General features: G+C 42.3%; 14 protein-coding genes and 1 pseudogene. 10 read left to right on the top strand and 5 right to left on the bottom strand.

The window, feature by feature from the left end; genetic code table 11:
• The first annotated feature begins 55 nt into the window (after positions 1-55).
• The 5 genes and pseudogenes from NXV01_RS05480 (at position 56) to NXV01_RS05460 (ending at position 8,469) form a co-directional block, all read left to right on the top strand.
• The gene (locus NXV01_RS05480) at positions 56-3,214 is read left to right on the top strand and encodes a TonB-dependent receptor (protein WP_074558201.1); all 3,159 of its coding nucleotides are present in this window, start codon (positions 56-58) and stop codon (positions 3,212-3,214) included.
• Positions 3,215-3,241: 27 nt separating this feature from the next.
• A pseudogene (locus NXV01_RS05475) lies at positions 3,242-5,015 on the top strand (RagB/SusD family nutrient uptake outer membrane protein).
• A 31-nt stretch (positions 5,016-5,046) separates the two neighbouring features.
• Positions 5,047-6,090 carry a DUF5017 domain-containing protein gene (locus NXV01_RS05470; RefSeq protein WP_148365475.1) on the top strand — a complete coding sequence of 348 codons (1,044 nt, stop codon included), beginning with the start codon at positions 5,047-5,049 and terminating at the stop codon, positions 6,088-6,090.
• Between the two features lie 144 nt (positions 6,091-6,234).
• Entirely contained in the window at positions 6,235-7,179 is a 945-nt protein-coding gene (locus NXV01_RS05465) for a tRNA-dihydrouridine synthase family protein (protein ID WP_148365474.1), read from the top strand.
• A gap of 54 nt (positions 7,180-7,233) precedes the next feature.
• Positions 7,234-8,469, top strand: a complete 1,236-nt coding sequence (locus tag NXV01_RS05460) for a DcaP family trimeric outer membrane transporter (protein ID WP_259021869.1) — start codon at positions 7,234-7,236, stop codon at positions 8,467-8,469.
• Positions 8,470-8,800: 331 nt separating this feature from the next.
• Here the strand turns inward: NXV01_RS05460 and NXV01_RS05455 are convergent, their stop codons facing one another.
• From NXV01_RS05455 to NXV01_RS05445, 3 genes are all read right to left on the bottom strand, one after another.
• The gene (locus tag NXV01_RS05455; RefSeq protein WP_259021868.1) at positions 8,801-11,872 is read right to left on the bottom strand and encodes a chondroitinase family polysaccharide lyase; all 3,072 of its coding nucleotides are present in this window, start codon (positions 11,870-11,872) and stop codon (positions 8,801-8,803) included.
• Between the two features lie 35 nt (positions 11,873-11,907).
• A complete protein-coding gene (locus NXV01_RS05450) occupies positions 11,908-12,600 on the bottom strand; it encodes a DUF6250 domain-containing protein (RefSeq protein WP_259021866.1) in 693 nt (230 codons plus the stop codon).
• 115 nt (positions 12,601-12,715) lie between these two features.
• Positions 12,716-14,104 (bottom strand): LruC domain-containing protein, encoded by a 1,389-nt coding sequence (locus NXV01_RS05445; RefSeq protein ID WP_148365470.1) that lies wholly within the window; start codon positions 14,102-14,104, stop codon positions 12,716-12,718.
• A 325-nt stretch (positions 14,105-14,429) separates the two neighbouring features.
• On the opposite strand from NXV01_RS05445, the gene NXV01_RS05440 reads away from it, so the two are divergent.
• Genes NXV01_RS05440 through NXV01_RS05420 form a run of 5 tightly spaced genes read left to right on the top strand, consistent with a single transcriptional unit; the run spans position 14,430 to position 22,758 of the window.
• Positions 14,430-15,602, top strand: a complete 1,173-nt coding sequence (locus NXV01_RS05440; RefSeq protein WP_148365469.1) for a HEAT repeat domain-containing protein — start codon at positions 14,430-14,432, stop codon at positions 15,600-15,602.
• A gap of 5 nt (positions 15,603-15,607) precedes the next feature.
• A complete protein-coding gene (locus NXV01_RS05435) occupies positions 15,608-17,083 on the top strand; it encodes a glycosyltransferase family 2 protein (RefSeq protein ID WP_148365468.1) in 1,476 nt (491 codons plus the stop codon).
• A 26-nt stretch (positions 17,084-17,109) separates the two neighbouring features.
• Positions 17,110-20,076 carry a hypothetical protein gene (locus NXV01_RS05430; protein ID WP_259011297.1) on the top strand — a complete coding sequence of 989 codons (2,967 nt, stop codon included), beginning with the start codon at positions 17,110-17,112 and terminating at the stop codon, positions 20,074-20,076.
• On the top strand, positions 20,051-22,204 hold the full coding sequence (locus NXV01_RS05425) for a DUF4838 domain-containing protein (RefSeq protein ID WP_258978976.1): 2,154 nt from the start codon (positions 20,051-20,053) through the stop codon (positions 22,202-22,204). Before NXV01_RS05430 ends, NXV01_RS05425 begins: the two co-directional genes overlap by 26 nt.
• A gap of 38 nt (positions 22,205-22,242) precedes the next feature.
• Entirely contained in the window at positions 22,243-22,758 is a 516-nt protein-coding gene (locus NXV01_RS05420) for a DUF1573 domain-containing protein (RefSeq protein WP_195649809.1), read from the top strand.
• Between the two features lie 93 nt (positions 22,759-22,851).
• On the opposite strand, the gene NXV01_RS05415 is transcribed toward NXV01_RS05420, so the two are convergent.
• Entirely contained in the window at positions 22,852-23,412 is a 561-nt protein-coding gene (locus tag NXV01_RS05415; protein ID WP_167511794.1) for a DUF4348 domain-containing protein, read from the bottom strand.
• Between the two features lie 75 nt (positions 23,413-23,487).
• Positions 23,488-24,777 carry a DUF2851 family protein gene (locus tag NXV01_RS05410; RefSeq protein ID WP_258978974.1) on the bottom strand — a complete coding sequence of 430 codons (1,290 nt, stop codon included), beginning with the start codon at positions 24,775-24,777 and terminating at the stop codon, positions 23,488-23,490.
• Positions 24,778-24,784 lie beyond the last annotated feature (7 nt).

Genomic DNA, 24,784 nt, shown 5'->3' with positions numbered 1-24,784 from the left:
ATCACTTAATTTTTAATATATGAAAAAACATTTATCCACTCAAACTAGAAAAAGGATGCTCTCCTCCATCGGACTGATCCTGTTTTCTGTTTCTTTTGTACTTGCACAGGTACTTGTTAAAGGTACAGTGAAGGACAACTTAGGAGAAGGAGTGCCGGGAGCCAGTGTTCAGGTACAAGGTACTTCACAAGGAACAATCACTGACCTTGATGGTAAATTTGCTTTTAACGTACCCAATAAGAATTCAATATTGGTTATTTCTTTCATTGGTTATGTCACTGTAGAAATAAAGGCGGACACTCAAAAGCCAATGGTTATCACATTGAAGGAAGATACAAAGACATTGGATGAAGTGGTAGTAGTCGGCTATCAGGAAATACGCAAGAGAGACCTGACGGGTTCTGTTGCCAAAGCCAGCATGGCAGAACTGCTTAGCACTCCGACCGCTTCTTTCGGCGAGACATTGGGCGGACGTATCGCCGGTGTCAACGTAAGTTCGGGCGAAGGTATGCCGGGCGGACAGATGAACATCGTTATCCGTGGTAACAACTCATTGACACAGGACAACTCTCCTCTTTATGTCATTGACGGTTTCCCGGTGGAAGACCCTTCCGTAGCCGCAGCCATCAATCAGAATGATATAGAATCTCTTGATTTTCTGAAAGACGCCTCTGCTACCGCTATCTACGGTGCCCGTGGCGCTAATGGCGTTGTGATGATTACCACCAAGAAAGGTACAATCGGACAACCTAAAATTAAATACGACGGAAGTTTCGGTATTCAGCATATCACTAAAACAATCCCGATGATGGATGCCTATGAGTTCGTCAAACTACAAGCAGAACGTAGTCCAAAAGATATGGAAACTACCTACTTCATGAATTATGACGGCAAGAAATGGGGACTGGAAGATTATAGGAATATCCCGCAATATAACTGGCAGGATGAAATCTTCCGCAGCGCATGGATGCAAAGCCACAATGTCAGCCTGACCGGTGGTTCGGAAGGAGTTCGTTACAACGCTTCTTTATCTTATTATGACCAGGACGGTATCTTGTTGGAATCGAACTACAAGCGTATACAAGGCCGTATGGGTACTACCATTCAAAAGAAGAAACTGAAAATCTATCTGACAACCAACTATTCAAGCACTACAACCACCGGTGGTTCTCCTTCGCAGAACTCATATAGTGGTATGAACAACCTGTTCTATAGCGTATGGGGATATCGCCCCGTGACGGAACCGGACAGACCTTTAAATTCATTGATGGATAACATCATGGACGATGCGATAAACAATACCAACGACTATCGTTTCAATCCTATCATGTCTTTGAAAAACGAATATCGCAAGACGTACGCGAACTATATCCAGTTCAACGGATTTGCAGAATATGAATTTATCAAAGGATTGAAGTTGAAAGTTTCCGGCGGTTACACGTTCGATACCCGCAAAGGGGAAACATTCAACAACTCGAAGACCCGTTATGGTAATCCGAAATCATCCGATAAGGTGAATGCAGAAATCTATCATTCTCAACGTGCAACATGGTTGAACGAAAATATTCTGACCTATCAGACCAATATCAAACGGAAGCATTTCTTCAATAGTATGGTAGGTGTAACCCTGCAAAATTCTGACTATGAATACTATTCATACAAGACAGTGCAAATTCCGAACGAAGCACTCGGGATGGCAGGAATGAGCGAAGGAATTCCCAGTACGACCAAATCACTAAAGAGTTCCTGGTCTATGCTTTCTTTCCTGGGACGTTTGAATTATAACTATAAATCATTGTATTACGCAACAGTTTCTTTCCGTTCCGACGGTTCTTCCAAGTTCCGTGGTGATAACCGTTTCGGTTACTTCCCTTCCGGTTCATTGGCTTGGGGATTCATGGAAGAGGATTTCATGAAACCATTGAAATCTGTTGTTTCTTCCGGTAAATTAAGAGCAAGCTGGGGATTAACCGGTAACAACCGCGTAGGTGAATATGACACATATGCTTTATATCAGATATTAAAAGATAAAGTTGGAGATTTTATTTCGATCGGTAGCCTACCAAGTGGTGTATATCCGTTCGAAAACAGTCTGACAAGTGTAGGTACAGTGCCTACTTCTTTAAGAAACAGAAAACTGAAATGGGAAACGACCGAGCAGTGGAATCTGGGTCTGGACTTGGGCTTCCTGGACGAACGTATCGGACTAACCGTAGACTGGTATCGTAAAACGACTCGTGATTTGTTGCTGAATACTGCACTTCCCACTTCTTCCGGCTATTTCAGTGCCATGAAGAATGTAGGAAAGGTACGCAACCAAGGTGTCGAATTTACCTTGAACACGACCAATATCAGGAACCGCCATTTCTCTTGGACTACCAACTTTAATATCGCATTCAACAAGAACAAAGTATTGGAATTGGCCGAAAACCAATCCTCTCTGTTGAGTGCAGCCAAATTTGACCAGAACTACAACTCACAATACAGCTACATTGCCAAAGTGGGTTATCCGATGGGAATGATGTACGGATTCATCTATGAAGGTACATACAAATATGAAGATTTTGATAAAGTGGGCGATACATATACACTGAAACGTAATGTTCCTTACTTCTCTTCCGAAAGCAATACACAACCGGGTATGCCGAAATACGCAGACTTGAATGGTGACGGCATTATCGACGATAACGACCGTACTATGATCGGTAACGGTATGCCGAAACATACAGGTGGATTTACCAACAATTTCGAATACAAAGGATTCGACTTGAGTATCTTCTTCCAATGGTCGTATGGAAACGATGTATTGAATGCCAACCGCCTGTTCTTCGAGAACAGCAATAAGACACGCGACTTGAACCAATACGCAAGTTACGCAAATCGTTGGACACCGGAAAACCCGGAAAGCAATATTCCGAGAGCTACCGACTCCGGCTCTAACAAAGTGTTCTCTACACGTATTATCGAAGACGGTTCTTTCCTTCGTCTGAAAACCGTATCTTTAGGATATACACTGCCGAAGCAACTGACCAAGAAATGGAAGATAGACAATGCGCGTGTATTCGTTGCAGGTCAGAATCTATGGACATGTACAGGATATTCCGGTTACGATCCGGAAGTATCTATCCGTGAAGGCGCACTGACTCCGGGACTGGACTTCTCCGCTTATCCGAGAGCCTACTCTATCAGTTTTGGTATAAACTTAGGTTTCTAATCAATCATCCTTCAAACAATTATGTATATGAAAACAATAAAAATAATCATCATATCACTTCTTGTCGGACTTAACCTGACTTCCTGCGATTTCCTGGAAAAAGACCCGACGTACACTACCCCTGAAAATTACTTCAAGAATGGAAGCGGATGCTGCCTCTTGGCTAACAGGAACCTATGCTATTCTGGGGCAAAGTTCCTTCTACGGAAATGAATTCTTATACCTTGTAGGAGGTGACGATCTGGGACACTATGGAGGGGCTAACCGCGGACCTAACAAAAGTGGCTTGATCTGCAACAATGCCAATACGAGTGATCCGACTGTTGCAGCATTGTGGTATACCTTATACTCCGGTATCAACAGAGCCAATATTTTCCTGGAGAATATTGATGCAGTGCCCGATATAAACGATGATACCCGCAAGCAGTATAAAGCGGAAGCCCGCTTCTTACGCGCATTCTATTATTTCACTTTGGTAGAATGTTGGGGAGATGTACCTTTTAAGACTACTTCTACAGAAGATGCTTACAATCTCTCTATTCCACGTACGGACAAACAGACGATTTATGACTTTATCATCAAAGAGATGTATGGTTCTGCCGAGGATCTTAAATCTGCTCAAGAGTTGAACTATTTGCCGGGACGTGTTTCCAAATCAGCAGCTTGGGGAATGCTGGCACGTGTGTATATGTTCAGAGCCGGTGAGCCTAAACGTGACAAGGAAGTAGGTTTGGCCAACAGTACGACCAGCGCCGAGATTACAGAATATTTCAAGAAGGCAAGTTACTATGCGCAGTTAGTTAAAAACGAAGGTCATTCACTGACTGCCAAATATTGGGATTTCTTTATCGACATTTGTTCTGACAAGTATAACACAGCTCTCAATAAGGATGGTGCCAAAGCTAATGAGAGTATCTGGGAGGTAGAATTTGCTGGTAACCGTTCAACGGATGTACGCGCAGAAGGTAGAATTGGTAATATCATCGGTATTCAGGGAAAAGACCTTTCTTCCAAAGCCTCCATCACCGGTAAAGGTGACCCGGGTTATGCATACGCTTTTATCTGGAATACTCCTAAGCTACTGGAATTGTATGAAGCAAACGGTGACATTGACCGTTGCAACTGGAATATAGCTCCATTCACCTACACCCAATCAGCAGGAGAAGGCACTCCGGTAGACGGTCGTGAATTTGTGAAAGGAAAAAGAGATGAAGTGGAACAACAATATTGGGATCAATCCTTCAGCTATGGCAAAACAGATCCAGGTTCTACTTACGGTGATCGCGAATCGAAGAATGATGCTAATAAGAACCGTAACAGAGCTGCAGCCAAATATCGTAGAGAATACGAAGCAGACAAGAAGAGCAAGAACGATACTTCCATCAACTTTCCTCTTCTCCGCTACTCTGACATTCTGCTGATGATTGCAGAAGCTGAAAATGAAGTCAACCATGGTCCTAATGATCTTGCTTATGAGTGTATCAATGCAGTAAGAGAACGTGCAGGAATCAGCAAGCTTCAAGCAAATCTGGATGAAGAGAACTTCCGCAAAGCTATCAAAGACGAACGCGCTATGGAACTCTGCTTCGAATATACACGACGTTTCGACCTGATCCGTTGGGGAGACTATTACAAACTGATGCAGGAACAAGTGGACAAGGCACAGACTGACGAATCCTGGAAATTCGGAATCAATGTATACACTTACTTCAATATTCCGAAGTCTTACAACTATTTCCCGATTCCTGCCAATGAAATAGGATCGAACGGTGCTATTAAAACGAATAATCCGGGTTGGTAAATCTCTTATTAACTTTAAAAAGAAAAAGGATATGAAGACAATATATAAAAGTTTGATGACTATCGCTTTTGCCGGACTCTGTCTCGCTTCATGCGACAAGGAATTGAAAGAAGAGACAGCAATGGAAGTTGGCGTGGTGACAGACAGCAATGTCAGCTTCGACGGCAAAACTGTGACTGTAAAGAAAGGAAGCCCGGTAACGTTCAGCTTCGATGGTGATCCGGATTTTATAACATTCTTTAGTGGAGAAATTGACCATGAATATAGATTTCGGAACCGGACAGAAATGAAAATAGAGGATATCGAAAAATGTGAAATTAATTTCGATATGATTGCCCAATATGATGCGCCGCCTAAAAACACACCGCAGACTGCATTAGACATTTTCATTTCCGATAAATTTCCGGGAATGGCCAAGAATAATTTCGAAGCAGACAAGCAACTAGTGGAAGGATTTGACTGGACCTATTTAATACCGACAGATGAATTGCCGGTGAAAGTAGAAAATAACGACAAATCATATCCATACATTAAGAACTTGTCGTCTTATCTTGGAAAGCAAATCACCATTGCTTTCCATTACAAAGGCGGTCAGGATGGTGCTGTTAGACAACCTAAATTTTCCTTTAAAAATATACGCATAGAATTGGCTTTTAATAATAATAAATCAGAAACTGTCTATGCAAAAAATCTAGGTTTCACACCACTAAACATTGTAAATAATGAAAGTGACCAGCAATCGGACAAAGTTAAAGACAGAGAGTATGGAGCAGTTGATGGCGGTGTCCCCGGATTCTGGAAAACAAATTTACCGACGGAAATAATTGTATCTAGCTCTGCGGCTGGAGCTACACTAAAAAATAGTTGGCTAATCTCTGAACCACTTTTACTCAACGGTTCCTGCGATCCTGACGCTGGTGTAGCGATTAAGAATATCTCGCAATCGTTGGAGATATACTCACATACCTATGAAGAGACCGGTACATATACCGCTACCTTCGTAGCCAACAATGCAAACTACGTCCATCAAGGTGGTCAAGTAGTGCGTGAACTGACTATAAACGTTGTAGAATAAAAATATATCCCCCAATTTTTCTAACCTTCAATCATAGAAAACGTTTATAAAAATCAGACTTTAATCAATTTAACATCAGAAAGAGAGGGACCGCGAGGCTCCTCTCTTTTACTTTTTCTGTATCTTTGCACAAAAATAAAAACAATGCCAAAGACTCTTCCTATTCATTTTGCCCCATTACAAGGTTACACCGAAGTGTTTTACCGTAATGCTCATGCTGCCTGCTTCGGAGGTATAGATACTTATTACACCCCATTTGTACGACTCGAAAAAGGAGGATTCCGCCATAGAGATGTCCGGGGAATCGAACCCGGGAACAATCAAGTACCCCACCTGATTCCCCAACTGATAGCCCCCTCTTTTGAGAAAGCAGAAAAAATCTTATCCCTATTCATTGAAAAGGGATATAAAGAAGTCGATATCAATATGGGATGTCCTTTTCCTATGCTGGCTAAACGTCACAATGGTTCCGGTATTCTTCCTTATCCTGAAGAAGTTCAGGCATTACTTAACCTGATTACAGAATATCCACAAATAAGTTTCTCTATCAAAATGAGGTTGGGTTGGGAAGATTCGGAAGAATGCCTGAAACTGGCTCCGATTATCAATGAGCTACCCTTGCGACAAGTGGCAATGCATCCCCGCTTGGGAAAACAGCAATATAAAGGAGAAGTTGACCTTAAAGCGTTTGAAGCTTTTCAGGGAGTCTGCAAACATCCGCTCATCTATAATGGGGATATCAATGGCGTAGAAGATATTCACCGCATTCAGGAACAGTTTCCCGGATTAGCCGGAATTATGATAGGACGGGGATTGCTTGCCAACCCGGCATTAGCATTGGAATATAGACAAAACCGTGCACTTGAGTCCGATGAAATGAGGGAGAAATTGCAATCTATGCATAAATGCGTATACAGTCAATACGCAGAACAGTTGGAAGGAGGAGACGAACAGCTTTTGAATAAAATGAAAACTTTCTGGGAATATTTAATGCCGCAAGCAGACAGAAAATCACTGAAAGCAATTCATAAAAGCACAAGCCTCAACAAATATAATCAGGCAATCCTTGCCTTTTTTAATCAACGATAAACTAATAACCAGTAATTTTTCGTAATTTTGCGCCCGTTTATAAACAAGCACATTATGAAAAAATACATTCTAATCTTTCTTTGTCTGATAACCGTATCAGGCAGCTTCGCACAAATGCAGGATTTCAAGTTTAAGTTCTACGGACAGATTCGTACTGACTTCTATTATAATAGTCGTGCTAACGAGGAAACCGTAGATGGATTGTTTTATATGTATCCGAAAGACAAAGTGCGCGATCCGGACGGGAACGATCTGAATTCAACACCCAACAGTAACTTCTATACTTTATACTCACGTCTCGGAGTAGACGTTGCCGGTCCCAAACTGGGAACAGCCAAGACGTCTGCCAAAGTAGAAGTTGACTTCCGCGGCACAGGTACTTCTTATTCAGTCATTCGTCTCCGTCATGCTTATTTGAATCTGGATTGGGGAAAATCAGCTTTATTGCTCGGGCAAAACTGGCATCCGTTATTCGGAGATGTGTCTCCGCAGATTCTTAATCTCTCTGTAGGAGCACCGTTCCAACCCTTCAGCCGTGCGCCACAAATTCGTTATCGCTATACAAACAAGAATTTCCAACTTACCGGAGCCGCAGTGTGGCAATCACAATATACTTCACAAGGACCGGAAGGGAAAACACATAAGTATCTGAAGCAAAGCTGTATTCCCGAATTTTATGTCGGAGCTGATTATAAGAATGGCGGTTTGCTGGCCGGCGTAGGCATTGAGTTGTTATCATTGAAACCACGTACGGAGTCCACTGTAAATAAAGATACATATAAGGTAGACGAACGCATCACAACTCTTTCATACGAAGCTCATGTGAAATACACCAACAAAGACTGGTTCATCGCTGCGAAGAGTGTATTAGGATCCAATCTGACACAAGCTTCCGGCTTGGGCGGATTCGGGATCAAGTCTGTCAACGAACAAACGGGAGAACAAAAATATACTCCGATACGTTTCTCCAGCTCTTGGTTCAACGTTGTCTACGGAAAAAAATGGAAGCCGGGAATCTTCGTAGGCTATGCCAAGAATCTGGGAACAAGTGATGCACTATATGCTCCCAAAGGAAATGATGCAAAACTTTATGGAACAGGAACAGACCTTAACCAATTAGTTACGGCAGGAGCAGAACTGACCTACAATGTCCCCCACTGGAAATTCGGGTTGGAATATACATTAAGTTCTGCATGGTATGGTTCGCTCAATACGTCCAATGGGAAAATTCAAGATACCCATGCCGTATGTAACAACCGTATTGTTGCCGTTGCCATGTTTATGTTCTAACCTCTCTATACAATTATTTTAATTATATATCTGTCACCTGTCACCGATTGCTGCTTAACGATTTGATTATTAACAATTAACACTGTGACAGCAATAGGTGACAGCAGTGTGACAACAATAATGCTGTCACCTTTGTTTCTCGTGGGGAAACTTTTAGTTTCAACGCTTGGAACCAAAGGTTTTGTACCGGGAAACTAAAGTTTCAGCATTGGGAAACTGTAGTTTCAGCACCGAGAAACAACAGTTTCAACGGCATGGAAACTATAGTTTCTCCAAGAGAAACTACTGTTCCCCTATCAGGGAAAGCAAATGATCTCCTGTTGTCTGACTTTTATCTCCTTAACTCCACTTCAAAGCTAGCGCCATCTTTGCAACTGAACTGCAAAACTGTTTGCTTCTTATCAGAAGAAATCACCTTGCAAAACGGAGTTTCTTCTACATTCCATTGCCCTTTTATCGTTACAGTCACAGGTATTTCACCACTGGCATTTTCAATCCATGGTCGGGAATAGATACTACGTTCGATGCGTTTCCCATCTTTATCAAACGCTTCATCGCTTGGACCACGATACAAAGCCAAATCCGGTTGTGCCACCGTCAGCTTAATCTTATCAGCAGATTCTTTATGAGTCATAACCAGACAGGAAGTATCCACACGTTGTAATAAACCACCCGGCAATGTCGTTTCAGGAGTTTCAAACAACACATAAGAAATGATCTGTTCGGAAACGGACTCTACAATATGCGCATTCCGGTCTTGCCGTAATACCTTATAAGTGGGCTTCTTTGCAAATTTCTTCATGAGAGCTTCATTCGTCTGAGGCAAAACAGCGTATTCATAACTTCCGTTTTTCGGTGCCTTTCCATGATCTACAACCAAAGAAACCCAATCACCCTTTGTTTCTTTTCCTGTATTTTGCATTCGCGAGTATTGAGGAAAGTTCTTCTCAAACCGGATGGGAGTCGGAACATAATAACCCGTTCCCAAATGATCTACCCATACGTTCTTATCCCTTTGATAATTTTTCCAATAATCATGCCCTGCTTTATCAGTAACCGCTAATTGGAAGATAGTCGTTTCTGTCGGGAACTCCGTATTTGTATTTTCAATATCCGAACCAAGACAGACAATCATTCCATCGATGAAATGGTAAGATTTACGTGCCCGATGTGATCCGTTGTACTTATCATGCTCATGCAACTTCATTCCGAAATTACCATTCATCTTCTGTTGAGACAGACCACCGGCAAAAGCCTCGTCGGAGTAAAGCATCTCTTCCATTCCGGAGTAACTATCTACATTGAGCACCTTAGCCTGCAGTTGCTCCAATGGCAAATGAATAGATGTCACTCCCGGAATACGGTTCCAGTCAAAACCTTCCTGCTGCCAGCCACTAGTGGTGGGAGTTACTGTCTGTCCCGGCGTAGCAGTCAATATCTGTAAACTGCCGTGTGCCAGATAACGACCGTATAGATTTGCCCCCAGATAATGCTCTGCCGCCCATAAATAACGGGAATGTCCGCGTGCCACAGCCGACCAGTTACTACGACGTTGAACAGAGATGCAACCATATCCCATTGCTATATTTCCCTGCGGGTCCGTCTCCGGACGGAAACCTTTCTCTATAAGAAGTTTTGCCACCTTACGCTCTTCAGCATTTGAAACCTTAGGCATATATTCGGGAGAGTCATTTTCAATACTTGGGTCTGAAATCAGACGGAGGTAAGAAGAAGCCATTTCACTATCATATTCCTCCTTTCCATCGGGAGAACCGGCTAAAGCCATCATAGCAAAATGCATAGGAACCAGTTTACCTTTTCCATCCGGATGACGACCGGACATGGAAAGAGGGAAGTTCAGCTTATTGCAGTAAAAACGCATGGTCAACAGTACATTTTTCACGGTTTCATGAGCTAACTCGGAAATAGCAAATTCCGTCCGGCTGAAAAGATAGATCATATTGGTTGCTCCATCGAGTCCGCCCACAGCATAAGCCGGATAGTTGTTTCGATGATGGAAAGCACCTCCGTCTACTTTAAACGAACCGGACAATCCCAATGCAGGACGGCAACCAAAATCAATCCAACGGGAGAAAGACCGGAGATATTGTAGTTTTTCCGGTGTATCTTCCATCATTAAAATGCTGGCAATGCGTCCGGTGGTCTGTGTATTGAAAGAGTCCATATCAATTCCGTTGACTTCCGGTTTAGGGTATACTTCGTTAGTAATCGCATACCAGCGCAATGTCCGTTCGGCTTCCTGAAGTTTACCAGCTTCCCTAAGCACATCTTTCATCAGAAAATATGCCAGGTACAGACCGCGGACACTATAACCGTAATGATGGATGTTTCCCCAACAACTACCATAAGCTACTCCCTGATCGGTTATATGATCGTACATTGCCAAGAACTTCTTCTTCATTTCTTCCCGAATCACCGGATTTGCCGCATTATTATATGCAACGGCAATTCTTTTCATCAGGTCGAAATAAGCACGCATTTCCACTCCCAGTTTAGTCAGCATATCTTTGTCCCAGTTCGGTATGATCCGTTCATAAGCTTCTGAAGCACGTACCATATAAACAGGTACTCCCGATACTTGACCGTTCTTGTAGGTTATCTGATAGAAATCATATTTCTTGCGGATGGTTTCCACTTCTTTATCTGTAGTTTTCCCTTTCGTGTAGATCATATCACGAAAACGCTTTTCCAACAGTTGCATTTCTGCTCTTTGCTTATCGTTCACAGGAGTCAATTCAATATCCGGTTTCAAAAGCGAGTGTTGATAGACAACCAGCCAATGGTTGGTGGTTCCGGCATTGACAAAAGGGACTTGCAGATCGGCTGTCTGTTGACGTGCATCAACCTTAGTAGCCGTAATCAGATGATCGATGAAAAGGCTTCCTTTTGAATTTGGAGCAATCATCCGAAGTTCATTCATGCCTTCCTCCGGTGTGCCTTGCATATCACGTTCATAGCAGACCCATGCAGCACGCCAACCACTGAAATTAATGCCAAAAGGGAAAGATGTGCATTGTTTGCCATCTTTCAGAAACTGAAACTCAATGGTCGCATTCTGGGGAACTTCATTATAAACCCACACAATAAAAGCGGAAAGGTATAAATCCTTGCCGGTCGGATCTTTCTTCTCAAACTTCAAATCTTTCTTGAGTTCCAATATACCACCCGGTTCAAATGTCCATTCCAACGAATGTTTTCCATCTTTATAATGCAGATCAGATACCGACAGGCGGGATTGGGTAGCGGTGATACAATCCGGGATTTGCGGTTCTTCAAAAGAAAACATCCGCTCATCTGTTACGACTTGTGCATGAAGGAATGCTGAGCACAAAAGAGAAAACAGAGTTGTCACTCCAAATTTAGTAAAAGGTTGTTTCATCATGGAAATATTGTCTTATCAGGTTTTCAGTATATCAGTCAAAGTATGGTCGCTTTAAAATCTGTAAAGAGTATATGATTCTGCAAAAGACGTAAACCGAAGTGTCCGTCACCTTCACCACCCGCAAGGGTATAGCGGAACAACTTTTCATCATTCACAGAATAAGTTGTGATTCCCTTTTCCACTCGAATCCGAATCTCATACCACTGATTGGGAACAAGTAAGTGGGAGGTATCAGTATATTCTTTCAATAACGGTTTCACCTTATCATCTGCCACTCCATAGTACTCTCCTCTGTATCGACGAAAACGGGTCGTTGAGTTATCATTTCCTCCGTATCCAACGTAGAAAAGGTTTAATGTATTGTAGTTTTTAAAGATGCCGTCACGCCACTGACTACGGGCAAAAAGATCATTAGGGTATTTAGGATCATTGGCAGCCCAAAAGCAGTTCAGATCACTCAAGCGATCATACTTTCCACCTTGCATCACCATACAGATACGATAACTAATTTCATAATCACCTGCCAATCGTTGCCGATACCACATAGTCAGTCCGTCCGGAACTATCAATTCTAATGTATCTGCACGTTCTATTATCTGCAAAGCATGGGATGCATCTTCTATTTTCCACTGTTGCACAAAAGAAGCTTTGTGTTGTGCCAAAAGCATCACACTATCTAAGAGAAAAAAAGTAATCAAACTGTAGCCTATAAAAAATCGCTTCGTCATTACGGTATTAGTTTAAAGATTATTCTTCCGGATACAAAGAAACCCCTCTTTTTTCGAAAAGAGGGGTTCAAATTGTACAAAATATCTCAAATAATGTATTAACTGGTAATTTGTATTACCAATATTTTACGGTCTCTTCCGGTTCAAAATCCTCATACCAGTTTTTATATGAAGCACCATTATTTTTTGCCCAATCCTTAAACTTCGGGTATGCCGTTTCAAAAGCAACTTTCTCATACGCATGTCTTGTACCTACAGGAACTTTTATACCCCAAACGAAACCATTCATATTACAATATGGAATATTTTCATTTATTGCTTCATTTCCACTCATAGTTGCTGCATCTTTAGCATAGTCAGCATAAGCCGAAGTAGGCTTATAACCTCTCATGTGTATTTCTTTGCCACCATTGACAACTATAAAAAAGTTCTGTCTCTGCGTATCAAGAATAAGATCTCTGAATGCTTTTAGTTGATTTTCTCTATCCTGCCCTTTCAAACCATCCTTGCCTATCAGTCTAACTTCAGCACGTAACATAGGCAATCCTTCTCTAATTGCTCCCTTTGTTGTTTGGAAATAAGCTCTCGGTGTCCCATCAAGAAGATCACTATGCAAACCAGATAAACCATCCAATTTGATAACCGTTCCTTCTTCCGGAGTCGTATTCACAGACAAACCAGCATAACGTTTTTTATCAGCATCATCTTGATCCCATCTCCAGTCTCTTGCTTCAATCGATACCTCCGATTCCGTAGAAAGTTGTACTTGTTTCAGAAGTCTTTCAGTACCTTGTCCGCCTTTCAATGAAAGTTTTGCTGTAATCCGGTCGACATACTCACTCTTTAAGTTTTCCAAGACAACTCCTAACTGAGTAGGAATCTGACCACCCACCGCACGAACATCCAAAGTCAGTAACAACTCCTCTTTACTACCTTGAATCTCCATCAATTCTTCATTCTGACATTCGGAAACCTTTATGTCATATTCAAAAACTACATCATTAAAATCCTCGTCATACCACGTAGACTCCTTAGGCCAGCCATCTTCAAACATTGCCACACCGGTACTATGATAAAAAAGATAATCGGCTGTCGGCTCCGCTGTCGGTTTCACTGCATCTTCAGGAAGAGAAAGAGTAACCGATGCATTGTGAGTGGTTTCATAAGAAAAATCAGTCGGATAGCTCTCACTGCGAGTAACAGGAGATAAAGCAAAACTTGCCTTTTTCACCTCACCTGATACTGTGTTATACTCCATATATACCTTGTCCGCATGAATAGGGACATTTAAGGTTATAGTACGTGAAGAACCGTCTTTCACAAAAACGTCTTCTGCAAGCAAGTTTTCTCCTTTTTCATCAGCATACACTTTAACAAGAGGAGAAGCATTTACCGGATCAACAGTTCCCGGACCATCATTACCTTTTTCCAACTCATTATCAGAGCAGGAAGTAGTAACCAACATTGTCCCCATAAGGACATACACCAAACTTTTAATTTTCATCTTAATCTAATTTTTAAATTTATTGTTTGTTTCTGTTTCGCATGAGAGCCTGGCTTATCACACTTATTTTCAGGCTCCATTTGTTAACTTATCAAAAATATATTTAACGCTTAATAGCTTTCCACCCTCCTTTATTTGTAATTTCAATCCTTTCCATCGAAAATAATCACAAGAGCTAAAATATGCCTCAAAAGAGCTGTCCATAAACAATGGATAATATATACAAGTTATTTCGTATATTTGCATTAGACAGAACATTCAATACAACAAATATAGAACTTTTATTCTGAATATACAAGTTTTATATCTAAATATATCAAGGGAAATGGATCAAGTACTGTATGGTATAGATTACATAGAATATTATTTCTATTGGATATATTACAAGTTTATTGGCTATCCTTTAATCATAAGAATATGCTCAATTGCTGTAATGTTTTGTATTATTGCGTACTTATTTCTCCTATTCCATATTATATATGGTATATTTAAAAGGCGAAAAGAGAAGCGAAGATACAATAAAGCGTTTGATAAATATTACGAAGAAATGAAAACTATCTCACTAGATTCCAACACATTGAGTGAAGAAGAGATAGCTGACAGATTAGAATATGATACGAAAAAGCGCCCAAAACCCAACGAATTACGCATTATCACCCAACTGTTAACAGAAATCAAGAGTGTGCATGAAGATGAGATCAATGAACTAAACTATCAAACGATTCAAACTGTATTCCAAATCACACGTTTCCTTGAACGCGAACTTCAATTCGGTTCCAAAAGATCAAAGATACAAGCTCTGAAACTTATTCAGTCCATCAATGGTTATGCCTCTGAAGCGGTATTGGTGCGTTTCCTCTATCATCGTGAACTAGAACTAAGAAACTCGGCACGCTATACTTATATGTGGTTAAGTCAGGGTGATCCGTTCCGCTTCTTCGACGAAGATATCGGCATGAAGTTAAGGCAATGGGACATGATGGAGTTACACGCCATCTTGGAACACCGTAAAAAAGTGGGATATAACACACCCACCTTTATCAAATGGGTGAATACTTCAGCTGAAGAAAACGTTAAGATATTCTTTATCAACGAAATCCGGCTATATCATGAAACCGAAAGTGCCCCAATTCTCGCGAAGCAACTCAATGCCCGTTCTGTGGAAATACGGGGTGAAGCAATCAAGACTTTAGGTAAGCTAAAATACAAAGAGGTTGAACCTAAGCTGATTGAAATGTATAATGTACAACCGGAAGAAGTCAAACGACAAATCATTTCGGCTATTGCAGATCTGAAGACCGACAAGGCTTTAGGATTTCTTTACAACGCTTATGATGAAGCAGATAACTGGGGAACCAAGAGAGTCATACTCAAAGCCCTCTATGAGTATAGTGCAATGGGAAGGAAAACATTCGATCAATTGGAGAGAAAAGCAGATTCCCACACAGCTATATTGTTTGCCCACACCAAGCATCCGTTAATCAACCAGTTAAATTAGAGAATATGAGAGATATAATATTTACATTCTTCAATTATTTCGTATTCTTTTATACGAGCATGCTGGCGATATTCTTCGTCACATTCGCCTTCCTCTCTTTCATTTCTCTGAAACGGAGAAAGGATTACTATGTGGAAAGCTATATGCGGAAAACAATCAAGGAATCCCCCTATACACCGGGTATTTCGGTAATTGCTCCTGCCTTCAATGAAGAAAAGACAATCATTGATAATGTGAACTCCATGCTTGCATTGGAATATCCGCTTTTCGAGGTGGTTATTGTAAATGATGGAAGTACGGACAGCACATTGGAAAAGATGACCGAATATTATGAACTGGTAGAAGTGCCCTATGCTTATATCGAGCGAATCAAAACCAGACCGTTCCGAAGACTCCTCAAATCCTCCAACCCGAAATACAGCCGACTTATTGTTGTAGACAAAGAAAATGGAGGAACCAAAGCGGATGCATCCAATGCAGGAATCAACGTTGCTTCTTATCCGTATTTCATCTGCACGGATGTGGACTGCATTCTGGAAAAATATGCTCTTTATCGCTGCATCTCGCCCATTATATCTTCAGAAAAACAAGTAATTGCAGTCAGCGGAACGATGTTGATGGCTAACGGATGCGTCGTGAAAGACGGACAAATCATAGACGTTAGAACTCCCCGTACACCGATTCCACTTTTCCAGAATCTGGAGTATATGCGCTCCTATCTGATTGGTAAGATGGGGTGGTCCGCAATCAATGGAATGCCGAATGTCTCCGGTGGATTCGGTCTTTTCGACCGTTCGGTAGCGATTGCAGCCGGAGGATACGATGCTCCCTCTTTTGCTGAAGACATGGACCTCATCACCCGTATGGTAGGATATATGTGCGACTTCTCCCGTCCTTATAAGATCATACAGATTCCTGATACTTGCTGCTGGACGGAAGGGCCTCCCAACCTGGCAATGCTCTACCGCCAACGTACCCGTTGGGCACGGGGATTGTTCCAGACACTTAATATCCATCGCAAGATGATTTTCAAAAAGACATATAAGCAAATGGGAATGTTAACTCTCCCTTATATGTTCGTTTTTGAGTTTCTGGCGCCAATCATCGAGTTCGTCGGTTTGATAGTATTTATCTATCTGGCCTTTACAGGAGCGGTCAACTGGAACACGGCATGGATGATTTACCTGACGATATATACGTTCTGCCAGTTCCTTTCCATCGTCGTTATTACCTACGACTACTATGTCGGGATGCTATATAAAAGAGGATATGAATACCTATGGATTATCATTGCGTCCATATTGGAACCTATCTTCTATCATCCCATCATCACTTTCTGCTCATTGAGAGGATACCTTAGTTATCTGACCAATAGAGACTTCAAGTGGAAGAACATGGAACGTAAGGGATTCAAGCAGAAAGAAGAAAGTGCAGACGATACTGATATAAAGACAATGAAGCCTGAACCGGCCACGATTTAAACAAGAAAGATTAAAGACAAGATAGAATGAGCAGAGAGTTTCTCCATAAAATCACCATATTAGGTTGTCTGTTTTTACTGATAACCTCTTCCTCCGGGACCGACAACGGATTCCAGACACCGGAGCAATATGCCCAAATTGTACAAGAGCATTTTGCGAACGAGGAATGGGAAGCAGGGAAAGAGCTATTGGAGGAGGGCCTTCAGAAATACCCGAATGTTTCTGACCTTGAATGGCTCATGGGAAAATACTGGTTCCACGAAAAGAACTACGACCAATCGCGTTATCATCTTGTCAAAGCGATAGACGACAACTACAACAACGTCAATGCCAAACATCTGCTGGTAGATGTAGAAGACATCACCGAGAATTATTCCAGTGCCATTTGCTACGTTAATGAGTTGCTGGAAGTGAATCCGTATTGGAGAGGTTTATGGCGAAGAAAGATTGAACTGTACCGCAAGCAGAACAACGATGTGGAAGCAGACCGTCTGTTGAAACGTATCAATCAAATTTACCCGAACGATACAATTCTAAGGAAGGATTATATCTACAGCATGGAGGTAGGCTACCAGCAAATGAAAAAAGGTGGTAACCGGAAAGAGGCCATCGAAAAGCTGACGGAGCTCATCAAAGTATCTCCCCAAAACGAAGAATATTATCTGGACATCATTAACCTGCATTTGCAGGAAGGAAACCGGGAAGCCGCTCTAGGCTGGTCATCCAACGGTTTGGCTGCCATACCGGGAAGCGGTGCGCTTATCGTCAAAAGGGCAAGCATTCTCAGCGAATTGGCACGTTATCCGGAAGCACTGGTGTTTATACGCGAGCAAATGCGAAGGAACAACAGCCCTGCCATACGGCGCATGTATAACGACCTGTTAATGGAGGCTGCCCGTGCAGAAAAGCAACGGGATCCTTATGTATTATATGGCATGGCCTATGAAGGAGGCAATAAGAACAAGGAAGCATTGGACTACCTGCTGAACACTTCCGTCACCCGAGGATATACCGACGATGCTCTCTTCTATATCAGAGAAGCTAAAAAACAATATGGCAACAATGATAAAGGAATTCTTTATAAAGAATATATGCTTTATCGCCAGATGAATGAGGATGATCTTGCCTATTCAACGCTGAAAAAGATGTATGAGATGTATCCTGATGATTATGATATTACGCTTGCCATGAGCGCACAGCACATGAAAAAAGCAGAAAAGCTGATGGAACTCGGTCTGTACGCAGAAGCATTGCCGCACGTATTGTTCGTTTCTCAAAAACATATAGACAATGATATGAACGGTGCCGCATGGGAAAAAGCCTTGAGTTGCTATATCAATATGAAACGTTACAATGAAGCACTTGCAACATTGGACACCATCACTCTTCACTTCCCTGATTACGAAAACGGCACGTTGAAAAGGGCATTTATTCTCGATAAAATGGATAAAACCGAAGAGGCTTTGCAACTGTATCTATCTGCCATCGAACAGAGTGATGAGGATATGCGCATTTTTTATGTCATCGGATACGAGGAACTGGCAGTGCCCTACATCAAGAAATGTATGGAAGCCGGAGCTACGAAGAAAGCATACGAGGAATCTGTTAAGCTAATTAGCCTGAATCCATCGAGCGATCTCGGATTACGGTATGCCATCAATTCGGCCGGTTTACTCGGGAAATACGATGAATTCGAGAAATACACAGCACAAGGGATCAATTATTATCCTGAAGAACCGTTCTATCAGGCAAAAAGAGCTACTGTGCTTGAACGTGACAAGAGATACGAAGCTTCTTTGGAATTCCTGAAGCCGATACTCAACAAATACCCGAGCAACAAAGAGATTATAGGCGCATTCTCACAGAGCAGTGAATACCGTGCCCTGCAACTGACAAAGGCCAAAGAACCGGAAAAGGCTCTCGCAGTTCTTGATACTGCTTTGCTTTATGACAGTCAGAACAAATCATTAAAGTACGCCAAGGGAGTGGTATATGAAGCCAACCGTCAAGCGGATTCTGCCTATTATTACCAGAAGTTCTACGAGCCATCCATCATGGAATATCGCTCTTTCCAACGACATTTATCGGGTCTTAGAAGCATGATGCTCAAGAATGAGATTGCCTTGACCTATCTTCGTGCACGCTATGGAGAAGAAGATATCATTACCTCTGTTGCAACGGTCGAATATACCCGAAAAGGCCAGAAGAACAGCTATACGGGACGCCTCAACTATGCAGGGCGAAGTGGCTCGGCAAGCGACAGCATGGAAGCGGAAGAGCAGACACCGGGAGGGGTCGGCATTCAGGTACAAGGTGAGTGGACGCATCACTTCTCACCGAAGTGGAGCCTCACGGCCAATACAGCCTTGGCGACCAAATATTTCCCGGATATAACGGCTGATGTCGCTTTACGACATTATCTCAAGAATGATTGGGAAATAGGTGCGCATGTGGGTTATAGACGGGTAGCCGCCTATACAAAGCGTTATGAATGGAACGATGAATTCTTTGCAGGTGGCACCGGAGACAATGGTTATCTGTTTACGGGTTGGAATGAATCAAAAACTAACCTACTCACTGTAGGCGGAGAATTAGCCAAGACCATTGAAGTAGTTCGTCTCAACACGAAAATCGATATGCACTTCTTCAACTCCAACTTCTATTACAATGCGCAGATTGGCGCCAAGTACTTCCCGGCGAGCGATACAAAGACAAATATCAACGCCATGGCAAGCATCGGATCGGCACCGGAAACGGCCGTACTGGACTATGCGCTGCCCGGCTCTTTCTCACACACCAATACCATGGTGGGACTGGGAGGCCAGTATATGGTAAGTCCCAACATAACCATAGGTTTGATGGGGACCTGGAACACCTATTATAACCAAACCAATACGGTGCGAGGGACAAGTCCGTCCAACCAGATAGAATCCATATCGACACGCTATAAAAACTTATATAACATCTATGCACAAGTCTATATTTCATTCTGACACGCTTTGCCCCATATTGGCAGGAATGATCTGTATTTGCTGCCTTTTATCCGGCTGCCGTATGCAGGCACGCACGGAGATGTTCCCATCGAAAGAAGGATATCTCGTCACTATTGGCGAAGCCCCGACCGACAGAGACACCCGGTGGGCGAAATACCTGTACGAGCATCTCAAAAAGCGTGCAAATGACGATGAAATAGTAGCTTTTGGTGTTTCTGAGATGGATGCATGGCGTATCATTATACAGATAGACCCCACCTTACAAAGAGGGTTCAAAGTAGCCTGCAAAGGTGCTGATATAAGGTTGACAGCAAGTGACGACAAACAAATGCTCTGGCTGCAATACCAGCTAATCAAGAAAATCAGCAAAGAAGACCCGCGTATAGACGGCTCCGATCTTCCTCCCGCCCTTATCAATCTCAATGATACTTGTGGAACCTTTGCATTTGACTACCAAAGCATTTATTCCCCACACGGTCTGAATCCCGATCATACAGGGGTGATCGGACTAAACAACTTCGACGACAGCTGGGGAATATGGGGACACAACCTGCGGAAAGTATTGGGAAAAGAAGCGGAAAAAGTATACGCCACCATTCATGGAAAGACAGATGACTCACAACTGTGTTTCTCTTCCGAGGACATGTACCGCCAGATAGAAAGTTATATTGTAAATAACTTCGGTGAAAAGGGAAATTCCCGTTTTGTAATAGCCCCGGATGATGCTCCGTATGCCTGCACATGTGCCACCTGCACCGCACTGGGAAACATGGAGAAGAATGCCACTCCGGCCGTTACGGAACTTATTATCCGCCTTTCACAACGTTTTCCCAAGCATTTTTTCTTTACGACTTCTTATCTGACCACACAACAGGTCACCGACAAACAACTCCCCGCCAACACCGGAGTAATCGTCAGCGCCATCGACTACCCACTTCGCCGGACAGACGGCAAGGATGAGCAAGACAAGAAATTTGCCGACCAACTCGACAACTGGAAGAAAGTGACGAATAACATCTATATATGGGACTATATCAACAACTTCGACGACTACCTCACTCCTTTTCCCATATTAAAGATAGCCCAACAAAGACTCCAATTCTTCAAACAACATGGAGCCAGCGGTATATTCTTCAACGGAAGTGGATATAGCTATTCCTCTTTCGATGAAATGAGGACTTTTGTACTATCCTCCCTCCTTATCAACCCGGAACTCCCGGTCGATGACTTAATCAGAAGTTACTTTAATCAGGAATATCCAGTATCAAAAAAATGGCTATACGATTACTACACTGAATTGGAGAACAACGCCCAATCCGGAAAACGGCTCGGACTTTATGCCGGTATCAGAGAATCAGAAAAAGCATTCCTCTATCCGGATCAATTCATCAAATTCTATGATGAAATGGGAGATTTTGTTTCCGAAGCAAAAGGGAAAGAGCGTAAAAAGCTGCACGAACTTCAGACTGCTTTGTCTTTCACACGCCTGGAATTAGGACGTGACCACGGCTTTGATGCTTACGGATATGCCAAACGGAATGGAAAGGAGATCCAGCCGGTTCCCCAAGCCCGAAAATGGATCACCCAGCTCAAAGAACACAAAGCATTTACCGGAATGGAATATTATAATGAGTCAGCCTATGAGATCGACTATTATATAAAGGAATGGGAACAATACCTACTTTCTTCCGACATCAAGAAAAACTTGTTTTTAGGACTCAATCCTTCAGCAACTCCTAAACTGAATAAAATTGATTCCAAGAAACTGACTGATGGCACTCACGGTTTACCCGGAGACTATCATTGCGGTTGGATAATCATTCCGGGAGAAGAATGTACCATCAACCTGCCGGTGAAAGGTATCAACACATCAGGAACATTCTATATCAGCTTTCTGAATCTTCCCCGGCATCGCATCTATGCTCCACAACAAATTCAACTGTTGAAAGACGGAATAGCCTATAAAACAATAGACCTGAAACCGGAAGACGCTCCGGAAAAAGGGGAAATGATAAAAGCCACCGTTCCGGCAGACCTGAACGGAGCAGAACAACTAAGCATCAAAATCAGTTGTTTAAAGAAACCGGAAGCGCAAATAGGTATCGATGAAATTGCATTCATCCCTTAGATGCTGAAAAAGTGATATAATAAAAATAAATGGCAACAATGAATAAATCCATATTCTATATTTTCCTACTGACGGCACTTCCGCTCTGCTTTACAGGGTGTAGGAAGGAAGTACGTCCCACAAGCATGACGATAAAGGATTCGGTCAGGCACTATTACCCCATCAAGCAAGGTCAGCAGCTCGATATCATGTTTACTATCACCAATACAGGAGATGCTCCGTTAATCATTTCAGAAATGCAACCTTCCTGTGGCTGTATCATTCTGGATAAAAGTTCGCATATCATCATTCCCGAAGACGGAATCAGACAATTCAAGGCAACCTACAACAGCATTAAGAATGTAGGCGAGGTGGTTCACCGCATCCGGATTTTCGGCAATATGCTCCCCGACGGAAGAGCCGAACTTAAATTTGATGTTAACGTAGTCCCCGATGCAGACTATACACGTGATTATGAGGAACTCTATCAGGATTTCAACACCAAGAACGGTATTGTCAGAGAGATGGTGGATGGAAAAGAATCCGAACTGGGATATTATGTCGGAGAACCCTAATCAATATCATGTATTAAGTATCAAGTATTAAGTATTAACATCAAATGACTGGCTAATACTTAATACTTGATACTTAATACTTATTTCTCCTTTCTAAGGATGTATTTCTTTGAATGCGGCATTTTCTTCTTTCACATTCTGAATAGTCTGCTTTAACTCTCCAATCGGCAAGTCATATCCATACCAACCTGTATAGCAGTCTACCACATACCATTTCCCGTCCGACTGCAATTCGAACTCGACACGCAAATCAACCTCGGATTCTTCATAGCCTGCTTCAAAGATTTTATGCTTCGGTTCATTCAACGTAAACTTGGAAACATAAATACCTCCCTCTTCCTGGGTGATACGTTCTTCCTTCATTGTTTCGCTATCCAGCAACGGCCACTTTTCCCGAGTGAAAGGGAATGTTTTCTCGGTTTCTCCGTCATCTGCCAACAAAGTGATCGGAGTCTTTAATGGGAACTTGATACGAGTATACTGGAAGGCTGCACTGGAAGTAAATTTATCCAGAAAGGATTTGAAATCTTCACCGTCTTGTGTAGTCAGTTCATTATCGGCTTTTGCCTTAGAACTATTACCGCAGGAGATAAACGAAACGCCTGCGAGCAGCATCATAGCCAGCAAGCAGCATACAAACTTTTTAGCTCTCATAACACTATATAAATTAAGAGTTTAATTGACGACGCAAAGATAATGACAAGTTTGGCATCTTGGTTATTTTAAGAACTAAATCTTTGTATGCTTTAAATACTCATAACCGAAGCGGCAGTACAGACATTTCCGCTTATCGCAATACTCTTTTTGTAACTGTATCAGTGCCTGACTATCCGCCGCACTGACTACCGGAAGTCCGGCATCGCTCCACGAACGGATAATATGATTGCTCTCCGCCTTCAATTCTTCCAAAAAACGTGAGGCACGTTCACACATTCGTTCATCCGTCTTGTGCAAACCATAGGTATAAAGAAAAGGAACCACCGTATTAATGATAATCAAATCTTTGGAACGCTCTCCCATCGTCTTTTCCTTTTGTGGAGACAGTCGCCCGAATAAATAATGATTTTCCCAATAGGAAGACGTACGTGTATCCAGTAAAGCTCTCACATCCGTCAGAGTATCCGCTTCCAGTAAACGTGAAAACAGCTTATCTCCTTTCTGATAGAGATAAGCCAACTGCGCCAAGCGAATATGCGGAAAGTTTTCCGGACGAAGCCGGAGAAAACGCCATAAAGTAGCATCCATCCCCTGCCCGATTTCAAATTTTCGCTGCAGATAACGATACTCTTTACAAAGACGAATACTATACTCGTCCTCCTGTTCCTTTTTCAGAAATGTGTCTTCCAACAACCCTGCCAAACCATAGAAGAAAGCTTCTATCTGAAACAAATTATTCCGGTGCTTATCCATCGCACGAAATGGCAACAATTCCGCCCACGTTTCAAAAGCATCTCCGTTCAATCCAAAACCGAAATTACGGGCAAGGGTGATAAAGAAAGCATCTTCCCAATTACTGTTGCAAAGTTCGAGACGATGCATGATTAACTGTGCTTTCTGTTCCAAACGCTCTGTTTGCAAAGCGGTCAGCCAGGAATGGATAGTGAGTTTGGGAAGAGAGGCAAGGATGGGATAGCAAGCCGAATAATGATCGGCTACGCAAAGTTCATGATAATGGGATTGTACATTTTCCGGACAAGTCAGCAATAGTTGTGGTATCTGTTCACCGTTGGTACGGGTTATTTCCGTATCCACCTCGCTCACCACATGGAGAATTACAGAATCGTAGGCTTTGTCGCAATTATGCCCGTGGCGAAACCAATCAGAAGAATGTGTATGTATTTCTATATTCCCTACCCATAAGGTGTCATCAATCTTTAGTTTCGCGTTAAAAAAGTCGGGACCGGCATTCGGGTTTTGCAGACCGGAATCAATCACTTCTACCGGTAAGCCGTTGGTGGTTTGCAGTACTTTCAGAGGAAATAATTTATGTTTCCACACGTAGTGGAGAAGATGTTCCATGTTAACA

It is taken from the genome of Bacteroides sp. BFG-606, from assembly GCF_024788145.1.
GTDB classification, from domain to species: domain Bacteria; phylum Bacteroidota; class Bacteroidia; order Bacteroidales; family Bacteroidaceae; genus Bacteroides; species Bacteroides vicugnae.
The sequence above is the reverse complement of the archived record's forward strand: the minus strand, read 5'-3'. Positions and strand labels throughout refer to the sequence as shown.

Bases quoted from the DNA above. Each gene is read 5' to 3' on its own strand.
- NXV01_RS05415 (WP_167511794.1), bottom strand. From the start codon at position 23,412: ATGAGAGCTAAAAAGTTTGTATGCTGCTTGCTGGCTATGATGCTGCTC.
- NXV01_RS05420 (WP_195649809.1), top strand. From the start codon at position 22,243: ATGAATAAATCCATATTCTATATTTTCCTACTGACGGCACTTCCGCTC.
- NXV01_RS05455 (WP_259021868.1), bottom strand. From the start codon at position 11,872: ATGATGAAACAACCTTTTACTAAATTTGGAGTGACAACTCTGTTTTCT.
- NXV01_RS05440 (WP_148365469.1), top strand. From the start codon at position 14,430: ATGGATCAAGTACTGTATGGTATAGATTACATAGAATATTATTTCTAT.
- NXV01_RS05430 (WP_259011297.1), top strand. From the start codon at position 17,110: ATGAGCAGAGAGTTTCTCCATAAAATCACCATATTAGGTTGTCTGTTT.
- NXV01_RS05480 (WP_074558201.1), top strand. From the start codon at position 56: ATGCTCTCCTCCATCGGACTGATCCTGTTTTCTGTTTCTTTTGTACTT.
- NXV01_RS05460 (WP_259021869.1), top strand. From the start codon at position 7,234: ATGAAAAAATACATTCTAATCTTTCTTTGTCTGATAACCGTATCAGGC.
- NXV01_RS05465 (WP_148365474.1), top strand. From the start codon at position 6,235: ATGCCAAAGACTCTTCCTATTCATTTTGCCCCATTACAAGGTTACACC.
- NXV01_RS05410 (WP_258978974.1), bottom strand. From the start codon at position 24,777: ATGGAACATCTTCTCCACTACGTGTGGAAACATAAATTATTTCCTCTG.
- NXV01_RS05425 (WP_258978976.1), top strand. From the start codon at position 20,051: ATGCACAAGTCTATATTTCATTCTGACACGCTTTGCCCCATATTGGCA.
- NXV01_RS05450 (WP_259021866.1), bottom strand. From the start codon at position 12,600: ATGACGAAGCGATTTTTTATAGGCTACAGTTTGATTACTTTTTTTCTC.
- NXV01_RS05470 (WP_148365475.1), top strand. From the start codon at position 5,047: ATGAAGACAATATATAAAAGTTTGATGACTATCGCTTTTGCCGGACTC.
- NXV01_RS05435 (WP_148365468.1), top strand. From the start codon at position 15,608: ATGAGAGATATAATATTTACATTCTTCAATTATTTCGTATTCTTTTAT.
- NXV01_RS05445 (WP_148365470.1), bottom strand. From the start codon at position 14,104: ATGAAAATTAAAAGTTTGGTGTATGTCCTTATGGGGACAATGTTGGTT.